Here is a 19,024-nt window from a genome sequence, read left to right as displayed (position 1 = left end):
GCCCGATGGCAGCAAGGTGCCACAGACTCGCGACCCAGGTGGTCCCGCGGCCAGCCTGGACGCATGACCAACGGCTTCCGCCTCGACGGCGACCTCCTGATCAACCGGATCGGCTTCGGGGCGATGCGTCTGCCCACGAACGTCTTCCGCGGCCCCGCCCGGGACCCGGAGACCGGCCGCGCCGTCCTGCGCCGGGCCGTGGAGCTCGGCGTCGACCACATCGACACCGCCGCCTTCTACACCAGCGGCGACGGCACCGTCCGTGCCAACACCCTGATACGGGAGGCCCTTCACCCCTACCCGGCCGGCCTCGTCCTCGCCACCAAGGTCGGCCCGGACCGGACCCCCGACGGCGGCCTGGCCGCGATCACCGATCCCGCCGGGCTGCGCCGGCTGGTCGAGGAGAACCTGGAGACCCTCGGTGTGGAGCGCCTCGATCTCGTCTATCTGCGCATCGGCGGCATCGCCCCGCCGCCGCACGGCGAATCCGTGGCCGCCCGGTTCGAGGCGCTGGCCGCGCTGCGTGAGGAGGGTCTGATCCGCCACCTCGGCCTGAGCAACGTCACCGCCGGGCATCTCGCCGAGGCACGCGCGATCGCTCCCGTCGCGGCCGTGCAGAACCACTTCCACGCGGCCAAGCGGGACGACGCCGGCCTCCTGGCCGCCTGTGCGGAGGCGGGCATCGCCTATGTGCCGTTCTTCCCGCTGGGCGGTGGTCGCGGCGACCTCACCGCCGACCGGACGGCCGCGGTCGCGGTCGCGGTCGCGGAGCGGCACGGGGCAACGGTGCCCCAGATCGCCCTGGCCTGGCTGCTCGCCTCGTCCCCCGTCACGCTGGCCATACCCGGCACGGGCTCCCTGGCCCACCTGGAGGAGAACATCGCCGCCGGGGCGATCACCCTCTCACCGGAGGATCTCTCCGACCTCGCCTGACGCGTGGCCCGCTCGGGGCTCCGGATGCCGTCCGGGCGCGGTCTCCGCATGGTCCGGACGCGGTCTCCGCATGGTCCGGACGCGGTCTCCGGCGGTACCGGTCCCGGAGCGATACCCGGAATGTCACCGACGGGTCAGGAACACCGCGTGGACCACCAGGTGTTCAGCCGCCGCACTCGGCCCGCATCTGGGCGGCCGCGTGGTGGGCGCCCTTCCGGTCGCGGCCCCAGTCCTGGCCCCGGTCGACGAGTTGCACGGTCAGGCGCTGGTCGTGGACGGGGACGCGTTCGACGACGACGCCCTCGCCGCGCAGCCGGGTCTGGTCGATCTCGAAGGTGCGCACGGCGCTGTCCGGGTCGCCCGGGTCGGACAGGACGCGGTAGGTGGACGGTTGGCCCGCCACGTCCTCGGCGCGCTCGCTCGCGGGTACGACGACGGCCACCGTGCAGGTGCGGTAGCCGCTGCCGACGTACCAGCTCCAGGTCGCCCGGCCGCCGCTGTCCTCGTCGCGGGCGCCCGACATCGGGATCGCGGTGAAGCGGCCGTCGCAGCCGTCGCCGCGATGTCCGCCGGAGCGCACGGTGTACCAGCCCTCGTCGCCGTCGTCGTAGCGGCCCTCCTCCTCGTAGCGCCCGCCTCCCGCGCAGCCGGGGCCCGCCCACGCCTCGTAGGAGGGGCCGGGGCGGCTCCCGGGCGGCGCGGCGGAGCCCGGGGCGGAGGCGGACGGGGGCTTGGGCCGCGGGCTGGGCAGCGGCGGGGAGGGCGCGTCGGACGGAACGGTGGAGGGTGCGATCCGCTGCGGGGCGCCGCCGAGTTCGTCGAGACCGGGGTCGATGCCCGCGGGCGGGGCGTCGCCGGCCGCGCGCCCGTCGTCGAGCGGCCCGCACCCGGCGAGGGCTGCGCCGAGGGCGAGCACCGTCAACAGCGCGGTCGCGGTCACCACCGCGGGGCGGGGAGCCTCGCGCTCCGGCGCGGGGCGAGGGCGGGCACTCCCCCGGCCGGGGCGCGGAGCCTCGCGCTCCGGCGCCGGGCGGGGACCCGCGACGTGGCCGTTCTGTTCGTACGCCATGAAGCACCGCACCTCGTGGACCGACTGATCGGTTTGCCGGAAGCGGCTCCACTATGCACGAGCGCCCCGGGGCGCATAAGTGTTAACGCGGGTAAGAATCGCGGCCCGGGAAGCGCGGGTTCGCGGCCCGGGAAGCACGGGTTCGCGGCCCGTCCGCGGCCGGGCAGCGCGGGTTCGCCTCCCGTCCGCGGCCCGAACGGACCCGCCTCAGCGGAGCTCGTCCGGGCAGGGGGTACCGCGCGGGAACTGGTAGGGCGCGGCGAGCCGGTAGACGCCGGCCCGGGGCGCGAGCAGTTCCGTCCACTCGTCGCCCTCGGCGTCCTCCTCCGCCTTGAGCAGGCAGCCGTTGGTGTTGTCCCAGGTCTTGGGGCCGTCCTCCCGGAGCTTCGACTCCTCGGTCTCCTGCGGCCCTTCGAGGCTGTTGCCGTCCTCGTCGACCAGGCTCAGCCACGGCGAGTACGGGACGCGGATCAGCACCCGGCCCGCGGCACGGACCTGGATCGTCATCTCGCCCGCGCCCGCGTGGCGGACGTCCGCCGGCGGGGCGGCGAGGGGCGCCGGGTTCCGCACGGCGAAGAGCTGCCAGTTGGCGTCGCCCCAGACCCGGGTGAGGTACGGCAGGCCCTCGGCGACGAGCTCGGCCTCGCGCACCGCCCCGCTGGAGTCCGGCCGCCCGTTCGGCAGCACGACGTAGTGCACGGCCCAGCGGTCCAGCCAGGCGCGGTAGGTGGCGGCGTCGAGGAGCTTCTCGTCGTCGTAGAAGAGCGGGTTGCGCTCCATGTCGGCCTGCCGGTTCCAGCCGCGGGCCAGGTTGACGTACGGGGCCAGCGCCGACGCCTCGCGGTGGCTGCTCTCGGGCACGACCTCGACCCGTCCGCGTTCGGCGCCGACCCGCTGGAGCTGGTTCACCAGGGGGGCGAGCTCCCGGTTCCAGGACGCGGCGGGGGCGGTGCGGACGATGTCGTCGACGCCCTTGAAGCCGATCCAGAAGTTCAGGCCGGCGAAGGCGATCACCAGGGCGTACCACTTGCGCGAGCGCGGCGCGGTGTACGGCAGGGCCGCGAGGAGCACCACCCCGGCGAAGAGCATCGGCAGCCGCGAGACGTTGGAGCCGATCTGCGAGTCGATCAGCCAGGTCAGCAGGGTGCCGAGCGCGTACACCCCGGCGGCGATGCGCACGGTGCGCCACCCGGCCGGTACGAGGAGCAGCACCAGCACGCCGAAGACGAACGGCAGCGAGGTGGAGGCCAGCGACATCGGCTGCGTACCGGAGAACGGGAACAGCCAGGCCGACAGTCCGACGACGGCGACCGGCGCGAGGCCCAGCGCGTACGCCCCCGGCCGGCGGCCGGTCAGGAACAGCGCGGCGGCCACGACGCCGAGGAAGAGCCCTGCGACGGGGCTGGCGGCGGTCGCGAGCCCGGCGAGCGGTGCGGCGAAGGCCGCCTTCGCCCAGCGGTGGCGTCGCCAGCGGTGCGGCCAGCAGAAGACGGCGCCCACCGCGGCGAGCGCGAACATCATGCCGAGGCCGAAGGTGACCCGCCCGGAGAGCGCGTTGCACAGGAAGGCGAACACCCCGGCGAGCGCGCAGGCGACCGGGTTCCGCACGGCCTTCAGCCGGGTGAGGATCAGCGCGGTCAGGGCGGCCGACACCGTGCCCGCGACGATCATCGTCGTCCGGACCCCGAGGACGGACATCAGGTACGGGGACACCACGCTGTACGAGACGGGGTGCATCCCGCCGTACCAGGCGAGGTTGTACGCGGAGTCGGGGTGCCGGCCGACGAACTCCGCCCAGGCGTCCTGGGCGGCGATGTCGCCGCCGCTGTTCGCGAAGAAGAAGAACCACGCCAGGTGGACGGCCGCGGCGGCGGCGGTCGCCAGGGTGACGGGGTGCAGGACGAAGTCCGTGACGCGCGACCCGCCGGCGGGTGCGCCCGGACGGCCGGTGGCGGACGACGGCGGTATTCGCGGGACGCGGGGGGCGTGGTCGCGGGGGTTCTCGCGGGGGCGGTCCGGGTCGGTGTCGTGTGCGGGGGCGTCGTCGGGGGCGTCCTCGCGGGCGGGGGCCTGATCGGTCCCGTGGCCGCGGTCTTGCTCGCGGGCCCGGTCGTGCTCGGGGGCCCGGTCGCGGGCCGGGGTGGTGCCGGAAGCGTCGTGGTCCCGCGACGCGGTGCCGCCGGCGCCGGTGCTGCTGCCATCCGCGTGTGTCGGCTCGGCGGTGGTCACTGCGGCTCTCCCCGTCCTGTTCCTTCTGCCGTCCCCCGGGCATGTCGTCTGCGTCCTGCTGGAGCTGTGTGCCGTGGTGCCCGTACCCGTGCAGCCGCCGGCCGCGGTGGGCCCCGGCGGCTCCTCCGCTCCCGCGGGGAAGGACGCCGTCCGGTACCCCGCAGTTGCCCGGGGACGCTAACACGCGGGCGTCCCGGTCTCCCGGGACGCCCGCGCGGCGGCTAGCCGATCCTGGTCAGCTTGTCGCCGAAGCCGGGCTCCACCAGGTCCTGCTGGAGCGCGACGGGGACGCTTATGGTCCCCGGGCCCGTGCCGGCCGTCAGACTGCCGACGACCGTGCCGGCCTCGGCGGTGTGCGGCAGCTTCTTGCCGCCGTCGGTGATGCTCGCCTCCAGCTTGAGGCCCGTCCAGCCGACGATCGTCAGGTCCTTGGTCGCCACGACGGGGGTCTGCCCGCCGAGGCCGTCGTCGACGTACCCGACGACATCGCCCTTCTTGACGACCTTCTGCTCCAGCAGCGCCTCACGGGTGGCGACGAGGACCTCCTCGCTGACCCGGTTGACCGTCTCCAGGATGGGCGACTCGTGCTGGCTGAGGACGGCGCCGACGATCGTCTGGGTCGACCCGCCGATGTCCTTGTAGGCGGCGAAGAGCAGGTTGCCGCCGGCCTTGGTCGTCGAGCCGGTCTTGATGCCGATCGCGCCGTTCCTCGGCATGAGGGTGTTGTAGTTGCTGTGGCGCTTGCCCGAGGGGTCGTACCACTCCTGTACGCGGGTGATGTCGACCATGGCCTTGTTCTTCACCAGGGCCTGGCCCAGCTTCACCTGGTCCGCGGCGGTCGAGACGGTGGTCGCGTCGAGGCCGGAGGGGTCGGTGTACGTCGTGTTCGTCATGCCGAGGTCCTTGGCGGTGTCGTTCATCTTCTTGACGAACGCCTCCTCGGAACCGGCGTCCCAGCGGGCGACGAGCCGCGCGACGTTGTTCGCGGACGGAATCATGATCGCGCTGAGGGCGTCGCGCACGGAGATCGTGTCGCCCTCCTTGATGGTGTTGAGGGTCGACTCGTCGTTGGTCTCGTCGTAGCCGCCCTCCTTCTCCGCGAGCGCGTCGACCGGGATGGACTCGCCGTCCTCGCCGCGCTTGAGCGGGTGGTCGCGCATGATGATGTACGCCGTCATCGTCTTGGTCACGCTGGCGATCGGGACGGGCTTCTCGTCGCCGAACTGGCCGACGACGCCGACCCCGGACACGACGATCTGGCCCTGGCCCTCGTCCGGCCACGGCAGGGACGGACGGCCTCCGTCGAAGGTGTACTCCGCGTCGGCGGTCAGCGTCAGCTCGGGCTGCGGGAGCGGGCGCAGCGCCTGCGCGATCGCGAAGACGATCAGCAGCAGGGCGACCAGCGGCGTCCAGATCTTGATCCGCCGCACGACGGTGCGGGTCGGCGTCTCGGGCGGCGGCGGGGTGTTCGTCAGCTCGGCGAGCAGGTCGAGCGGCGGGAGCGGCGGCATGGGCTGCTGCCTGGTGCGCTCGGCCTCGGTCAGCGAGGCGGCGGGCGCGTCGGCCTCCGCCGTGGTCGCCTTCGCCGTGCCCGCCTTCGCCGCGGGGGCGGCGGGGGCGTTCGCCGCGGGGGCGGCGGGCTTCGGGCGGGCGGCCGCGCCCGCCGCGGCGGGCCGGGCGTCGTCGCGGCGCAGCGGCACGAAGGTGCTGGTGCGCTCCGAGTCGGCCTCGGCTCCGGCCGGGGTGGCGGGCTCGGGGTCGCTCGCGGGCTTGGGCAGCTTGAGCGCGGTGGTGGGCTGGTCCACCACCGGGCGCTTCGGAGCCTTGAACACCGCGGTCGGCTGATCGACCGCGGGGGTGTCCCCTGCGGGGGTCTTGCCGGAGTCGGTGTCGGTGTCGCCGCTGCCGTCGGCGTCGGGGGTGCTCTTGGGGGCGGGGGCGGACGCTTCTTCGGCGGCGGCCGTCGCGGGGGCGTCGTCGTCCTCGGCGTCGGAGGCGTCGGACGAGGGGACCTCGTCGTCGTCGCCGTCCGCGGAGGACGTCGGCTCAGAGCCCGCAGCGGGGGCTCTCCCCTTCTCCGCGTCGCCCGGGGCCGTACCGTCGGCCTCAGGGGCCTGTGCGGCCTCGGGGGAAGCTTTCTGCGGCGTCCCGGCACTCTCGGAGCCGTCCCCCGGCTCGTCGTCCCCGGTCGCCACCCAGGCGGCCACGGCCGCGCGCAGGCGCTCGTCACCGGCGGGGGCGTCGGACGACGACGCGGACGCGTCGTCGCTCGCGTCGTCGTTCGCGTCGTCACCGGCGTCGTCCGCCGTCGCGTCCACGGCAGGCTTCGCCGCCGTCCGGTCCGCGCCGTCCTCGGGCTTCTCCGGAGCCGCGTGGGCATCGGCGTCCGCGTCCGGAGCGTTCCGGGTCCCGGCGGCACCGGAGACGGAGTCCGCGTCGGAACCGCCCTCGGGCGCCTCCGCCTCCGCCTCCGCGTCCGCTCCCGCCCCGGAACCGGCCTCGGCCGCCTCCGTGTCGGAACCCGCGCCGGAGTCCGCCCCGCGCTCCTCCTCGGCAGCCTCGTCGTCGGTCGCCGTCCCGGAGGGCTCGTCGTCCGAGGACGCGGATGCAGACGCGGACGCGTCCGTCACCCCGCCGTCGCCCGCCGCGCCCGCAGGCACCCCGGCGGACGGTGCCGACGCGTCGGCGTCGCCGTCACCCGGCTCCGCGTCCGCGGACGCCCCCGCGGGCGCTTCCCCGGCCGTCGCTCCGGCCGTCTCCGCGCGGTCGCGCGGAGGCAGCCGGAAGACCGCCGTGCGCTCGTCCGTCGCCGCCGATGACGGCGGCGACGGTTCCGAGGAGGCCGGAGACGCCGGGGAACCCTCGCGGAACATCGCGAGACGCGGGTCACGTTCGCTCCCAGTCGTCTCCCCCGACGACTTCCGCTGCTCCGACTTGTCGGGGGACTCGCCCGCCACCGTGCCTCCTCCATGAGTCATGTGCCACGCGCCGCACGTCTGTCCGACGTACGACACGAGTCGTTACGCTTGCCGCGCCGGGCCTCGGCACCCGAGGACCGCCGTGTCCGAACCATGTACCAGTGTCCTGTGTGAGCGCATGGCTCCGGTGCTAGACGAGAACGACATACCTATCGGTTCCCTAACAAAGCACCCAGGCCCTCTCGACAGACCAATGTGAGAGGGGTCACCCTGTCAGACATCCACGCGGGGAGGCATGGATGGGCAGGAGCCGCAGAACACTTCCGGAAGAGCTTCTGCTGCTCGCTCTGGACCCGGCCACGGGTACCACAGCGCAGCCGCAGTCGCTCGACCTCGGCCTGGCAGGAGCTCAGCTAGTGGAGCTGGCCCTGGCAGGACGGATAGCCCCTGACGGGGATCGTATCGCCGTGGTGATGCCACGGCCGACCGGAGATCCGACTCTGGACTCCGCACTGGAACTGCTGCGCAGACGCGGCAGTCCGGTCCGGGCCGTCCACTGGATCGGCGGGCCCCGGCTGGGGCTGCGCCAGATCTATCTCTCGCATCTGGAACGCTGCGGCATGGTGCATGCCGTGGAGGGCCAGATGTGCGGGGTGCTGCCGACGACTCGCTACCAGGCGACGGACACCGCGATCAGCCGGGACATCAGGGCCCGGCTCGACAGTGCGATCCGCACCGGTGTACCGCCGGACCCGCGGACCGCGGCGCTCGCCGCACTGGCCCACGCGGTCGGTCTCGGCAAGCACCTGTACCCGGGGAACGAAGGGCGTTCCTCGAGGTCCCGCCTGAGGGACCTCATCAGGCACGACCCGATGGGCGGTCTCGTGGCGCACGCCGTGATGGACGTCCAGAACGGCGTGGGCGCACAGCCGCGCCGCAACCAGCCGGCGAGCGGCCCCGGCCGCCAGCCGGGACCTGTGCCCATGCAGCCGCACGGCGGTTCCATGGCACGCGTCGCCGCCCACTGAACAGAGGGCGGCCCTCCGGGACCACCCGCACCACCACCGCCGCACCGACGTCCCCACGAAGACCCGGTCCGGGAGCCGCACGGAACGCGCGGGGCAGCCTCACCGCTGCCCCGCGCGTTCGCGTGTGTGGCCATTTCGCCGCGCAGGAACGACCATTGGTGGCAATCTGCTGAGCAGTAGATACGCAGAGCAACGCGAGGCAAAGCAGCCGGAGGTGCGGTTTCCGTGGCGTCCAACGTCAATCCCACTGTCAGAAGACGCCGGTTGGGCCAGGAGCTGCGCCGGCTGAGAGAGCTGAAGGGCATGACGGCGGAAGAGGTCGCCGAGCGCCTGCTCGTCTCCCAGTCGAAGATCAGCCGCCTGGAGAACGGCCGCCGCTCCATCAGCCAGCGCGACGTCCGCGATCTGTGCGGGGTGTACGGAGTCGAGGACGAGCGGGTGGTCGACTCCCTCATGCAGATGGCCAAGGACTCGCGTCAGCAGGGCTGGTGGCATGCCTTCGGCGACATCCCGTACAGCGTCTACATCGGTCTGGAGACCGACGCCGCGAGCCTGCGGGTGTACGAGTCGCTGATCGTGCCGGGGCTCCTGCAGACCCGTGAGTACGCCCAGGCCGTCATCGCGGGGATGTGGCCGGAGGCGACGCCCGGCGAGATCGACAAGCGCATTCAGGTCCGGCTCAAGCGGCAGGACCGCCTCGCCGATCCCGACGATCCGCTCCGCTTCTGGGCCGTGATCGACGAGGCACTCCTGCGCCGGACCGTCGGCAGCCCCGCGGTCATGGCCCAGCAGCTCACCCACCTCGCCGAGCTGAGCGAGCGTCCCCATGTGACGCTTCAGGTCCTGCCGTTCGAGGTCGGGGCGCATCCGGGCATGTACGGGAAGTTCGCCATCCTGGAGTTCCAGGACGCGATGGACGCCAGCGTCGTCTACCTGGAAGGGGTCACCAGTGACCTCTACCTGGAACGGGCGGCCGATGTGCAGAGCTACGAGATCATGTACGAACATCTGCGGGCCAAGGCACTCAGCGCGGAGCAATCCCGGGATTTCATCCGAAAGACCGCGGAAGAGTACAGCGCCTGATCTCCTGGAGACCGAGGGGCCGAAAGGTACACCTGTGGCCCCTCGGTCGAGAAGACCCACATGGGATATGCCATCCGGATGAGTGAACGCCAGCTGCCTGTAGTGATGTTGCAGCGTAGCGTCGATCACGAGAGCCGCTGAGAGCAGCTGCCTCGGGTCACGATCATCTGACCCGACCGGTACAACCATGGGAGTCATCATGCTGAGTGGGCACGCCGCGCCGACGAAGTGGATCAAATCCTCGTACTCGGCCGTCAACGGAGACTGCGTGGAGGTCCGGAGGCCCGACCTGAGCGCCGTCGCGATCCGTGATTCCAAGAACCCCTGTGGCCCGATGCTCGCCGTGGCCGCACCGACCTGGTCGGAGTTCGTGCTCGCCGTCCGCCGGGACGACTCCGCCGTTTCCTGATCGGCACGCACGCATCAGCGCCGGCAACAGCCCGTGTCACGCCCTCTCGACTGGTCCGCCGTCCCGGCCGAGGGGGCTCAGTGCGTCCCGGGCTCCGGCTCCTGACCGATGAGACCTCTCGTCTCCTCGGTCAGGGCGTGGTCCACCCCCAGCAGACGCTCGCACAGCGGAAGGTTCCGCCGCGCGAGAGCGGCGGCCTCGGCCGTCTCCCCGGAGGCCGCCAGGAACGCGGCGAGCCGCGTCCTGTTCGCCAGCACGTACGGATGCTCCGCACCCAGTGACGTCTCCTGGCCCGTCAGAGCCCGGCGGGCGAGGCCCACGGCCTCCCCGAGCAGCCCGCGTCGTTCGAGGATCCAGCTCAGCAGCACGGCGGCGGACAGCGTGAGCGCGTGCTCCGGGCCGTGGACCAGCTCACGACCGGCAAGGGCTCGTCGCGCGATCGGCTCGGCCTGTTCGAAGCGATCGAGGCGGAACAGCCCGAAGGCGTAGTTGTGTGCGGCGGTCACCGTGCTGCGGGAGTCGACGCCGAGGACCTGTTCGCAATCGGCGACGGTCGCAGGTCCGACACGGTCGAACTCCTCGACGGCGCCGCTCAGAGCCAGGTACTCGATCAGAAGCGCCCGCGCGTGCAGGGTTGCGGGATGCTTCGGGCCCTGCAGCTCGGTGCGCCGCTCCTGCACACGGCGCAAGGTGTCGACGGACTCCGCGAGCCGCTGGAGCTGACCCAGCGGCTCGTGGATGTACTGGAGGCTTTCGAGGGTCTCGGGGTCGTCCGGCCCCAGCACGCGCTCACTGGTCTCGAGCACCCGGCGGTGCAGCGCTTCCGACTCCTGGAATCGCCCCAGCCTGAAGAGCGCCAGGCCGGCGATGTGTTCGGCCCGCAGGGTCGGACGGTGTTCCGGACCGGAGAGCCGCTGAGCCGTCTCCGCCGTGGCCTCGGCCACGAGCAGGGCACCGTGGAAATCGCCTCGGTCGAAGAGCCGCCTCGCCGCGAGCACACCGACCTCGACAGGGGCGGTCTCGCCCGCGGCCTGAGCCTTGCGGAGCAGGCCGACGACATGGGAGACCAGGCTGCCGGGGCCCACCGGCGCGTCGAGGCCTCGTTCGAGGAGCTGCGCGGCGGCACGCAGCAAGGGTGCCTTCTGCTCGTCCGGAACGGCGGCGGCAACGCTGTCGAGGAGGACCCCGTGGGTCTTGACGCAGCGCGTGGTTCCCGCCTCGCCCTCGACCTCCACCAGCGAGACGAGCGAGTGGCTCATCAGACCGCGCAGCGCGGTCTCGACCCTGCTCCCCGGCAACGGCGGTTCGAGGGCGGTCAGATCGACGGCATCCACCGCCGCACCGCGGAGGAGGGAGACCGGCACCGGGTCGGAGCTCCAGCAGGACAGCAGTCCGAGCAGCGTCACGCTTTCCGGAACACCGGCGTCAGCCAGTGCCGAGAGGGAGAGTTCCCAGGTACGGCTCACCAACTGGCGGGCGTTGCGGTCGGTGAGGCCGGGGCCGCCTCCCTGGTCGAGCAGGTCCGTGGGGTCTTCGTCCAGGCGCCGGCGGTACTCGTCCATGGACCAGCTCTCCAGGATTTGGTTGGACAGGAACGAGCCGGCGAGCGTCAGCGCGAGAGGAAGGCAGTCCAGCCTGCGGGCGACCGCCTCGGCCTCCTCCGCCGTGCCGGAGTGCGGAGCGAGGTCGCGCAGCACCTGGGCCGCGTCCGCGGGCGGCAGGACATCGACCCGGTGGAGCGTGGCGCCCGCCCAGACCGGGGAGTACGGCTGGCGCGACGTCACGAGGACCGTGCCCTGGGGGCTGTGGCGAAGCCATGTGCCGTCGCCCAGCACTGCCGGGTCGTCCGCGTTGTCGAGCACCAGGAGCCAGGGCCGGCTGGAGTGGTCCAGGTGGTGCCACACGAGATCGGCGGCAGCGCGCCGGCCGTCGAAGGCCGCCGCGAGTTCCGCGGCCCCGGCCCCGCGGTCCGCCGCCACCGCCATCATTCCGGCGCGCACGGTCGCGGCGTCCGACGCGTTGACCCACAGGCCGATGCGTCCCGCGGGTGAGGCCACCTTGTTGAACACCTCGTGCGCCACCGCGGTCTTCCCGCAGCCGCCGAGCCCGTGCAGGACGTGGACGCCGCCCCGTTCGTGCTCGGCCGCCCGGAGGAGACCGGGCACGAGCTCGCGCCGATCCCTCAGGATCGCCGGGGCCCGGCCGATCAGCGGCATGCGCACCGACGCCGGGGCCGGCACACCCGCCGGCCCGCCGGCCGAAGGCACCCGCACCGGCCCGGACTGGGCCGGCAGGTCGAAGATCGAGGCCGGATCGGCCGTGTAGTGGTGGTGGTGCTCGCTGATGTACTGGTCCCGCACGGACTGAAAGACCCGTCCCTGCCCCGTGGACCGCCCTTGCACGGTGGGCTCCGGCTCGTCGGTCACCGCGCTCACCGCTCCGTGATGTGCTGGTCCCTGCCGGCCTGGTAGACGCGCCCGCTGCCGGATGCCGTGGCGTGCATCCGGACCTGGTGCGACGCCCCCTCGTCCGCCTGCGGGTCGACTTCGGCCAGAATGCGACGCAGCTCGGCGGCGACCTCCGGCTGCTCCCTGAGCAGGCGCCGCAGGCGGCCCGACCACTCCTCGCGCAGTTCCCGTTCCGTCTGGTCGTCCCCGGCCTCCCGCGCCGCGACCAGTTCGTCACGGGCGATGTCCAGTTCGCCTTCCACGCCGTCCGCGCGATCCGGACTGGCGCGCCGCCACACGGCGACGACACCGTCGCGGATGCGCTCCCACGCGTCCGTGGCCATGAGCGTCACCACGGTGGTTCCCGCGGTTCGAGCGAGATCGACCAACTGCGCGTCCATGCGGGCCCCCTGTACCGTCCGCCGCCCATCGGCCGACGGACGAAACACCAACGATAGGTCCGGCCCGGTGCCGTGTCAGTCCGATACCGCGGGTCCCGACCGGAACGGGTCATCGGCCCGGCCGGCCCGTGAACGGTCGCGCCCGCCCCCTCCCGCCCGCGCGCGGACGGTCAGCGGGCTGAGCGGCCGAGGTCGGGCGTCCCCGGCACGCGCCACCCCGAACCCATCCCGTACAGCCCCTTTTTCACCCTTCTGTCGGTCAAGTATGTGAACCCAGGTCAATAATCCGAACGATTTTACCTGCTCTTGACCCTCCGATCCGTTGTCGCGCCAGCACGGAACGCCACACCATGAACGGCGTTCACAAGGAGGACCGGACCCCTGGAGGGGGCATGAACAGTCTCGACTGGGCCGTGCTCATCGGCTACTTCGGCGTGATGGTCGCGATCGGCGTCTGGTCCCACAAGCGGGTGGACGACGTGAGCGACTTCTTCACCGCGGGCGGCAAGATGCCCTGGTGGCTGTCCGGCATCTCCCACCACATGTCGGGCTACAGCGCCGTCATGTTCACCGGATACGCCGCCATCGCGTACACCTACGGCATCACCTCGTACGTCACCTGGTCCTTCCCGATCGCGATCGGGATCGCCATCGGCGCGCGGCTGTTCGCGCCGCGGCTCAACCGGGTGCGCTCCCGGCTCCATGTGGCCTCCCCGCTGGAGTACCTGAAGAGCCGTTACGACCTGCCGACCCAGCAGGCCCTCGCCTGGTCGGGCGTGCTGCTGAAGATCGTGGACGTGGGCGCCAAGTGGGCCGCCATCGCGACGCTGCTCTCGGTCTTCACCGGGGTCTCCCTCAACACGGGCATCCTGATCACCGGCGCCGTCACGGCCGTCTACTGCACGGTCGGCGGCCTGTGGGCGGACGCGCTCACCGAACTGGGCCAGTTCGTCATCCAGTTCATCGCCGGCATCGCGATGCTCGTCGCCGTGATGGCCGAGCTCGGCGGCTTCAGCAGCCTGTGGACGGTCTGGGACGAGCCGAAGCTGGAGGGCCACGCCGAGCCGCTCGCCGGGCCCTACATGATGGTCTTCCTCATCGCGTATCTCTTCATCAAGACCTTCGAGTACAACGGCGGCATGTGGAACCAGGCCCAGCGCTACATGGCCACGCCCACCGCCAAGGAGGCGCAGCGGTCGGCCGTGCTGTCCGCGGTGCTGTGGCTGGTGTGGCCCGCGGTCCTGTTCTTCCCGATGTGGGTGGCGCCGCTGATCATCGAGACGGACGTGCCGGCGGACAGCTACGCGCTGATGGCCGAACAGCTCCTGCCGCACGGCCTGCTGGGCCTGGTGATCGTCGGCTTCTTCTCGCACACCATGGCCATGTGCTCCTCGGACGCCAACGCGATCGCGGCCGTCGTCACCCGCGACATCATGCCCGCCCTCTCCCGCCGGGCCCGCCAGTGGGACACCCGCGCGGGGCTGCTGGCCGCCCGCTGGACGACGCTGCTCTTCCTCGGCCTGTCGATGGCGATCGCGACCCAGGTCAACTCCGCCTTCTTCGGCGACATCATCACCGTGGTCATCAAGTGGGTCGCCGGTCTCATGGGACCGATCGCCATCCCGCTGATGCTCGGCCTGCTGCCCTGGTTCCGCCGGAGCGGGCCGACGGCGGCCCTGGTGAGCTGGGGCGTCGGCCTGGTCACCTTCTGGCTCGTCAACTACCCGATCAGCTGGAACGTGGACGGCGGGGTGCCGCTCCAGTACCAGGTGTCGATCCCGCTGGCGGTCTCCCTGGTGCTCTTCGTGGTGATCGGCTGGATCAAGCCGGAGGACACCCCGGAGCGGGACGAGGTCCTGGCGAAGATCAACAACGACGACGACGGGCCGGCCGGCGGGATCGGTCTGATCCCGGCGCCCGCGGCGCCCGCCACCCGCGAGGGCGCGGACGGCTGACGCCCCGCCGTCCCCGCCCTGCCGCACCGAGCGGCCGTCCCCGTGAGCCGGGGGCGGCCGCTCGGTCGTGCACGGGCGGTCCGGGGGCGGGGTGTGACGGCGGGGGCCGTGGTGTGGACGTGCGGGGCCGGCACCGGGGGCGCGGAGGAGCCGGCGCCGGGGCGTGGAGGGAGCGGCACCGCACGCGGCCCACGGGGCGTGGAGGGCGCGGCCCCGCACGCGGCCCACGGGGCGTGGAGGGCGCGGTGTCAGGTGAGTTCGGCGGCGCCGCGGGGGTAGCGGGCCAGCCAGCCGGGGGCCGAGAGGGTCGGGCCGTGGAGGGCGGGCCCCTGGGTCATCTCCATCGCGAAGTCGTCCGCGAGCTCCAGCAGGGTCCCGCGGCCCTCCAGTTCGCAGAGCCAGGCCGGCGGCAGCGCCGTCTCGCCGTGCAGCGCGCCCAGCAGCGCCCCGCAGACCGCCCCGGTGGCCTCGGAGGGGCCGTCGTGGTTGACGGCCAGCCGCAGGCCCTGGCGGATGTCCTCGCCGACGAGGGTGCAGTAGACGGCGACGGCGAGCACCTCCTCGGCGAAGCCGTTCTCCCCGAGCGCCGCGACCCTGCCCGGGCCGGGGATGCCCTGGCGGACGGCGCCGAGGGCCTCCTTGAGCGCGTCGGTCACCGGCTGGTGGCCGGGCCGGGCCGCCAGCAGGGCGAGACCGCGCTGCACCGAGGCGTCCAGGGTCTCCCCGCGGGCGAGGCCGTGGACGATCACCGCGTAGGCGCCGGCCGAGAGGTACGCGGTCGGGTGGCCGTGGGTCTGCGCCGCGCACTCCACGGCGAGCTGGCAGACCAGCTCCGGCTCCCAGCCCACCAGCAGCCCGAAGGGCGCCGAGCGCACCAGGGCGCCCGCGTCGCGGGCGGTCGGGTTCTTGGGGGCCTGGAGGGTGCCCATGGCGGTGTCGCCGAGGCCGGTGAGGCAGGCGCGGGCCGGGCCGCGCCTGCTGTAGAGCCACTCCTCGCCCGCGAGCCAGCCGTTGTCCCTGCGGCGCTCGTCGGGGCCCCAGTCGCGCTGGGTGGCGGCCCAGCGCAGATAGGCGTGGTGGAGGTCGGTCGGGGGGTGCCAGGCGCCGGTGTCGCGCCGGACCTGGGCGCGGATCAGCCCGTCGACGGAGAACAGCGTCATCTGGGTGGCGGCGGTGACCGCTCCGCGGCGTCCGTCCGCGGCCTGGAACTCGGTGAGCCCCTCGGGCCCGTAGGCCGCCCGCAGGTCGTCGAGGCCCCGGCCGCCGGCCCCCGCGCCGAGCGCGTCGCCGATCGCCCCGCCGAGGAGCGCTCCGCGCACCCGGGCACGGAAGTCCTGCTGCTCGGCCCGGCCCCACACGGCCGCGGCTCCTGCGCCCACCGTGGCCCTCCCCGACGTCGAAAGAACACTGCCCGGCCCAGCACTGTAATCGAACGGGGACGCTGGGTCCGGGGCGCCCAGGGGGAACGCGGGGGTATGTCGATCTACTCCCCGGAAGCGCGAATGCCCGTTCTGTCCGGGGCTGCGCGCAGGGGCACGGGCGGGGGCCGTCGGCGCGCGGGCGCGGGCGGGCGGTGCGCGACGCGGGCGGTCGGCGCGGCCGTCGGTGCGCGGGCGCCCGGCTCGGCGCGCGGGGCGGCCCCGCGCGCCGGCCCGGTCAGCCCTGCCAGGAGGAGGTGTCCATGCCGTCCGCGTACTGCCGGTACGCCTCCCCCGGCGGTGCCGTGCGGGAGCGGGACAGTTCGGCGAGGTCGGCGAGGGCCTGCTGAGTCCGGCCCAGGGCCAGGTTGGTGCCGACGCGGGACCACAGGGCCGGACGGTGGCCGGGGGCCAGCGCCAGGGCGCCGTCGAGGTCGGCGAGGGCCTCCTCGTGGCGGCCCGCCAGGGCGTGGGCGGCTCCCCGGGCGGCCAGTTCACGTGCCTCCCGCCCGCCGGAGGTGGCCTCGGCGCGGGCCCGGTCGGCCCGGGCTCCCGCGGTGTCGCCGAGGCGTTCGCGTATCTCGGCGCGGCGGAGCATCGCCCAGGCGTAGTCCGGTTCGATGGTGATGGCGCGGTCCAGGTCGGCGACGGCCTCCCGGGTGCGGCCGGCCCCGTCGAGGGCCATGGCCCTGCTGCCGAGCGCCCAGGCGTAGGACGGGTCGAGCTCCAGGGCGCGGTCGTACTGCTCGACGGCCTCCTCGAAGCGGCCGGCGAACCGGTAGGCGTCGCCGCGCTCGCCCGCGATCCACGGGTTGTCCGGTGCGAGCGCCCCCGCCCGGTTCAGGTCGCCGAGCGCCCCGGTGACGTCGCCGCGCAGGGTGCGCGCCCGGGCGCGGCGCAGCAGGGCCCAGACGTAGCCCGGTTTGAGCTCGACGGCGCGGTCCAGGTCGGCGAGGGCCTCCCCGGTGCGGCCGAGGCGGAGCAGCGCGTGTCCGCGCCCGGCGTAGGGCCAGTGGTGGTCGAGCCCCGCCCCGATGGCACGGTCGAGGTCGGCGACGGCGTCCTCGTAGCGGCCCGCGAGCCGGTGCACCTCGCCCCGTTCGGCGAGCGTCCAGGGGACGCCGGGCTCGATCTCCAGGGCGCGGTCGAGGTCGGCGAGGGCGGCGGTGAGGTCGCCGAGCCGGCGCAGGGTGCGGGCGCGTCCGTGGAGCGCGGGGGCGGCGGCCGGGTCGAGATCGAGGGCGCGCCGGGAGTCGGCGAGGGCGGCCTCGTACTCGCCGGCGTTGTGGAGGTCCCGGGCGCGGACGACGAGGGCGTCGACCCGGCTCGCGGTGTCCAGCGCGCCGCGCTGGAGCAGCACGCCCAGCAGGTCGATGCCGAGCCGGGACTCGTCGGCGAGGGCCTCCAGTCCGTCCTCGCCCCAGCCCCGCAGCAGGGCGCTGTCGGCGTCGTCGCCGGCCTGGGCGAGCATCCGCGCCCAGGCGCGGGCGGCGGCGGTGCCCTCCCGGCAGGCGCCGATGCCGTCCCGCAGCGCGCCGGGCAGGGCGACGCGCGGCTGGGCGCACAGCCGGTGGTACGTCTCCTCCAGGCGCAGTTCGCGCCAGTTCCGCGCCGCCCACAGCCGGCGCTCGTCGATCCCGGCGGCGGCGGACTGGGCCCAGCGGGCGAACGCCGCGGCGAGCCGTTCGTGGCAGGCGATCCAGCGCTGCGGGGAGCCGGCCCTGCGCAGCCGCAGCATGGGGGTGCGGACGACGTCGTGGTAGACGGTCAGCCCGGCGCGCTCGTCGGCGAACGGCATGGTGCGCAGCCAGCGGAACAGTTCGGTGGCGTCCTGTTCGACGACGGCGGCGAAGACGTCCTCGTTGAGCCTGCGGGGCAGCGCCCCGTCGAGGGCGGCGTCCCGGCGGGAGTGGTCCCGTTCGCCGTCGAGGAAGCGTTCGACGGCGGTGGCGCTGGGGTCGTCGACGGCGCCGGCGGCGGTGGCCGGGTTGGCGGCCAGGGTGGTGAGCAGGACGGGCAGCCGGCCCGACAGGCGGAGCACGTCGCGGACGACGGCCTCGTCCACGATGCCGCGGGCGGCGAGCAGTTCGCGGGCCTCGGCCTCGGTGAAGGGGGTGAGCGGCAGTTCGGCGACGAGGTCGATGCTGTCGGCCCACAGCACCCGGTCCAGGCGCCGCTGTCCTGCCGTGGTGACGACCAGCCCGGCGGGCGGCTCCCCGTAGCGGCCGACGGCGAACAGCGCGGCGAGCCAGGGGTCGAGGAAGGTGCCGGTGCGCTCGTAGGTGTCGAAGAAGAGGGCGATGTGGGCGTCGCGGTGGAGGGCGGCGGCGGCCTGTTCCAGTTCGGCGAGGAAGACGGGGGACATCAGCGGCAGCGGGTCCATGACGAGCTGGACGTCGTCCTGCCGGAAGCGGGAGCTGAGGTGGGCCCGCAGCCGTTCGGTGCCCTCGGCGACCTGGGCGGGGTCGATGGCGCCGGCCAGCATCCCGGCGCCGGGGATGAGGGAGACGGCCATCAGTCCGGCGCGGGCCGCCGTCAGGTGCCCGGCGGAGGGGCCCGCGCCCGCGGTGAGCGACTGGTCCGGGTCCTCGACGAGCGAGGCGGCCTCGTGCCGGCGCTGCCGGTAGGTGGCCATCAGCCGGTCGAACTCCTTGAGCCGGTGCCCCTGCCGGGCGACGTCGGCGCTGACGGCGGCCATCGCGTCGGGCACGCTGTTGACGGAGTCGTCGACGTACGCGGCGAGGGCGCCGCGCTCGGCGGCCGCCGCCCGCATCCGGTGCACCAGCGAGGTCTTGCCGACGCCCGCGCTGCCGTGGACGTGGAAGACGAACCTGCGGTCCGGGTCCTCGACGGGGAGGCGGAAGTTGCCCCGGTACAGCTCGATCTCCTCGGCACGGCCGATGAACCGCGCCCCGCGCCGGTCCTCCAGCACCTGCCGCAGCGACTTGCGGTGCCCGCTCACGCCCGCTCCCCCGCCGTCACCGCGGCGGCCGTCCCGGACCGTTCGCCCGCCGTCACCGCGACGGCGGGCCCGGACCGTTCGCCCGCCGTGTCCGTGACAGCCGGCCCCGCCCGCTCCCCCGCCGTCGCCGCGACAACAGGCCCCGTCCGCTCCCCCGTCGGCTTCATGACGG

At 73.7% G+C, this 19,024-nt stretch carries 13 protein-coding genes; 5 read left to right on the top strand and 8 right to left on the bottom strand.

The genetic code is table 11. The features are described 5' to 3' along the window. The first annotated feature begins 63 nt into the window (after positions 1-63). Positions 64-933 (top strand): oxidoreductase, encoded by an 870-nt coding sequence (locus JE024_RS20020; protein ID WP_205374893.1) that lies wholly within the window; start codon positions 64-66, stop codon positions 931-933. A gap of 163 nt (positions 934-1,096) precedes the next feature. Here JE024_RS20020 and JE024_RS20015 read toward each other — a convergent pair whose 3' ends face one another. From JE024_RS20015 to JE024_RS20005, 3 genes are all read right to left on the bottom strand, one after another. Next, a complete protein-coding gene (locus JE024_RS20015; RefSeq protein WP_205374892.1) occupies positions 1,097-2,002 on the bottom strand; it encodes an adhesin in 906 nt (301 codons plus the stop codon). Between the two features lie 207 nt (positions 2,003-2,209). Further along, complete coding sequence (locus JE024_RS20010) at positions 2,210-3,901, bottom strand: DUF8823 domain-containing protein (RefSeq protein ID WP_244883195.1); 1,692 nt, start codon at positions 3,899-3,901, stop codon at positions 2,210-2,212. A gap of 551 nt (positions 3,902-4,452) precedes the next feature. Further along, positions 4,453-7,188, bottom strand: a complete 2,736-nt coding sequence (locus JE024_RS20005) for a serine hydrolase (RefSeq protein ID WP_205374891.1) — start codon at positions 7,186-7,188, stop codon at positions 4,453-4,455. A gap of 260 nt (positions 7,189-7,448) precedes the next feature. On the opposite strand from JE024_RS20005, the gene JE024_RS20000 reads away from it, so the two are divergent. From JE024_RS20000 to JE024_RS19990, 3 genes are all read left to right on the top strand, one after another. After that, the gene (locus JE024_RS20000; protein WP_187740953.1) at positions 7,449-8,177 is read left to right on the top strand and encodes a GOLPH3/VPS74 family protein; all 729 of its coding nucleotides are present in this window, start codon (positions 7,449-7,451) and stop codon (positions 8,175-8,177) included. Between the two features lie 225 nt (positions 8,178-8,402). Further along, positions 8,403-9,260, top strand: a complete 858-nt coding sequence (locus tag JE024_RS19995) for a helix-turn-helix domain-containing protein (RefSeq protein WP_205374890.1) — start codon at positions 8,403-8,405, stop codon at positions 9,258-9,260. Between the two features lie 199 nt (positions 9,261-9,459). Further along, the gene (locus JE024_RS19990; protein WP_244882995.1) at positions 9,460-9,669 is read left to right on the top strand and encodes a DUF397 domain-containing protein; all 210 of its coding nucleotides are present in this window, start codon (positions 9,460-9,462) and stop codon (positions 9,667-9,669) included. 77 nt (positions 9,670-9,746) lie between these two features. Here JE024_RS19990 and JE024_RS19985 read toward each other — a convergent pair whose 3' ends face one another. Beyond that, the gene (locus JE024_RS19985; RefSeq protein ID WP_205374888.1) at positions 9,747-12,095 is read right to left on the bottom strand and encodes a tetratricopeptide repeat protein; all 2,349 of its coding nucleotides are present in this window, start codon (positions 12,093-12,095) and stop codon (positions 9,747-9,749) included. Positions 12,096-12,100: 5 nt separating this feature from the next. Then, complete coding sequence (locus JE024_RS19980; protein ID WP_205374887.1) at positions 12,101-12,517, bottom strand: hypothetical protein; 417 nt, start codon at positions 12,515-12,517, stop codon at positions 12,101-12,103. Between the two features lie 392 nt (positions 12,518-12,909). Between JE024_RS19980 and JE024_RS19975 the strand changes: the two genes are divergently transcribed. Beyond that, the gene (locus tag JE024_RS19975; protein WP_205374886.1) at positions 12,910-14,472 is read left to right on the top strand and encodes a sodium:solute symporter family protein; all 1,563 of its coding nucleotides are present in this window, start codon (positions 12,910-12,912) and stop codon (positions 14,470-14,472) included. Between the two features lie 248 nt (positions 14,473-14,720). On the opposite strand, the gene JE024_RS19970 is transcribed toward JE024_RS19975, so the two are convergent. The 3 genes from JE024_RS19970 to JE024_RS19960 all read right to left on the bottom strand — a co-directional run bounded on the left by JE024_RS19970 (position 14,721) and on the right by JE024_RS19960 (position 19,019). Then, positions 14,721-15,851, bottom strand: coding sequence for an ADP-ribosylglycohydrolase family protein (locus JE024_RS19970; protein ID WP_205374885.1), 1,131 nt, complete (start codon positions 15,849-15,851; stop codon positions 14,721-14,723). Positions 15,852-16,128: 277 nt separating this feature from the next. Continuing rightward, positions 16,129-18,852, bottom strand: coding sequence for a tetratricopeptide repeat protein (locus tag JE024_RS19965; protein WP_244882994.1), 2,724 nt, complete (start codon positions 18,850-18,852; stop codon positions 16,129-16,131). Then, positions 18,849-19,019 carry a hypothetical protein gene (locus JE024_RS19960; protein ID WP_205374884.1) on the bottom strand — a complete coding sequence of 57 codons (171 nt, stop codon included), beginning with the start codon at positions 19,017-19,019 and terminating at the stop codon, positions 18,849-18,851. Before JE024_RS19960 ends, JE024_RS19965 begins: the two co-directional genes overlap by 4 nt. Between the last annotated feature and the right edge of the window lie 5 nt (positions 19,020-19,024).

Origin of the sequence: Streptomyces zhihengii (genome assembly GCF_016919245.1) — a bacterium.
GTDB lineage: Bacteria > Actinomycetota > Actinomycetes > Streptomycetales > Streptomycetaceae > Streptomyces > Streptomyces zhihengii.
The sequence above is the reverse complement of the archived record's forward strand: the minus strand, read 5'-3'. Positions and strand labels throughout refer to the sequence as shown.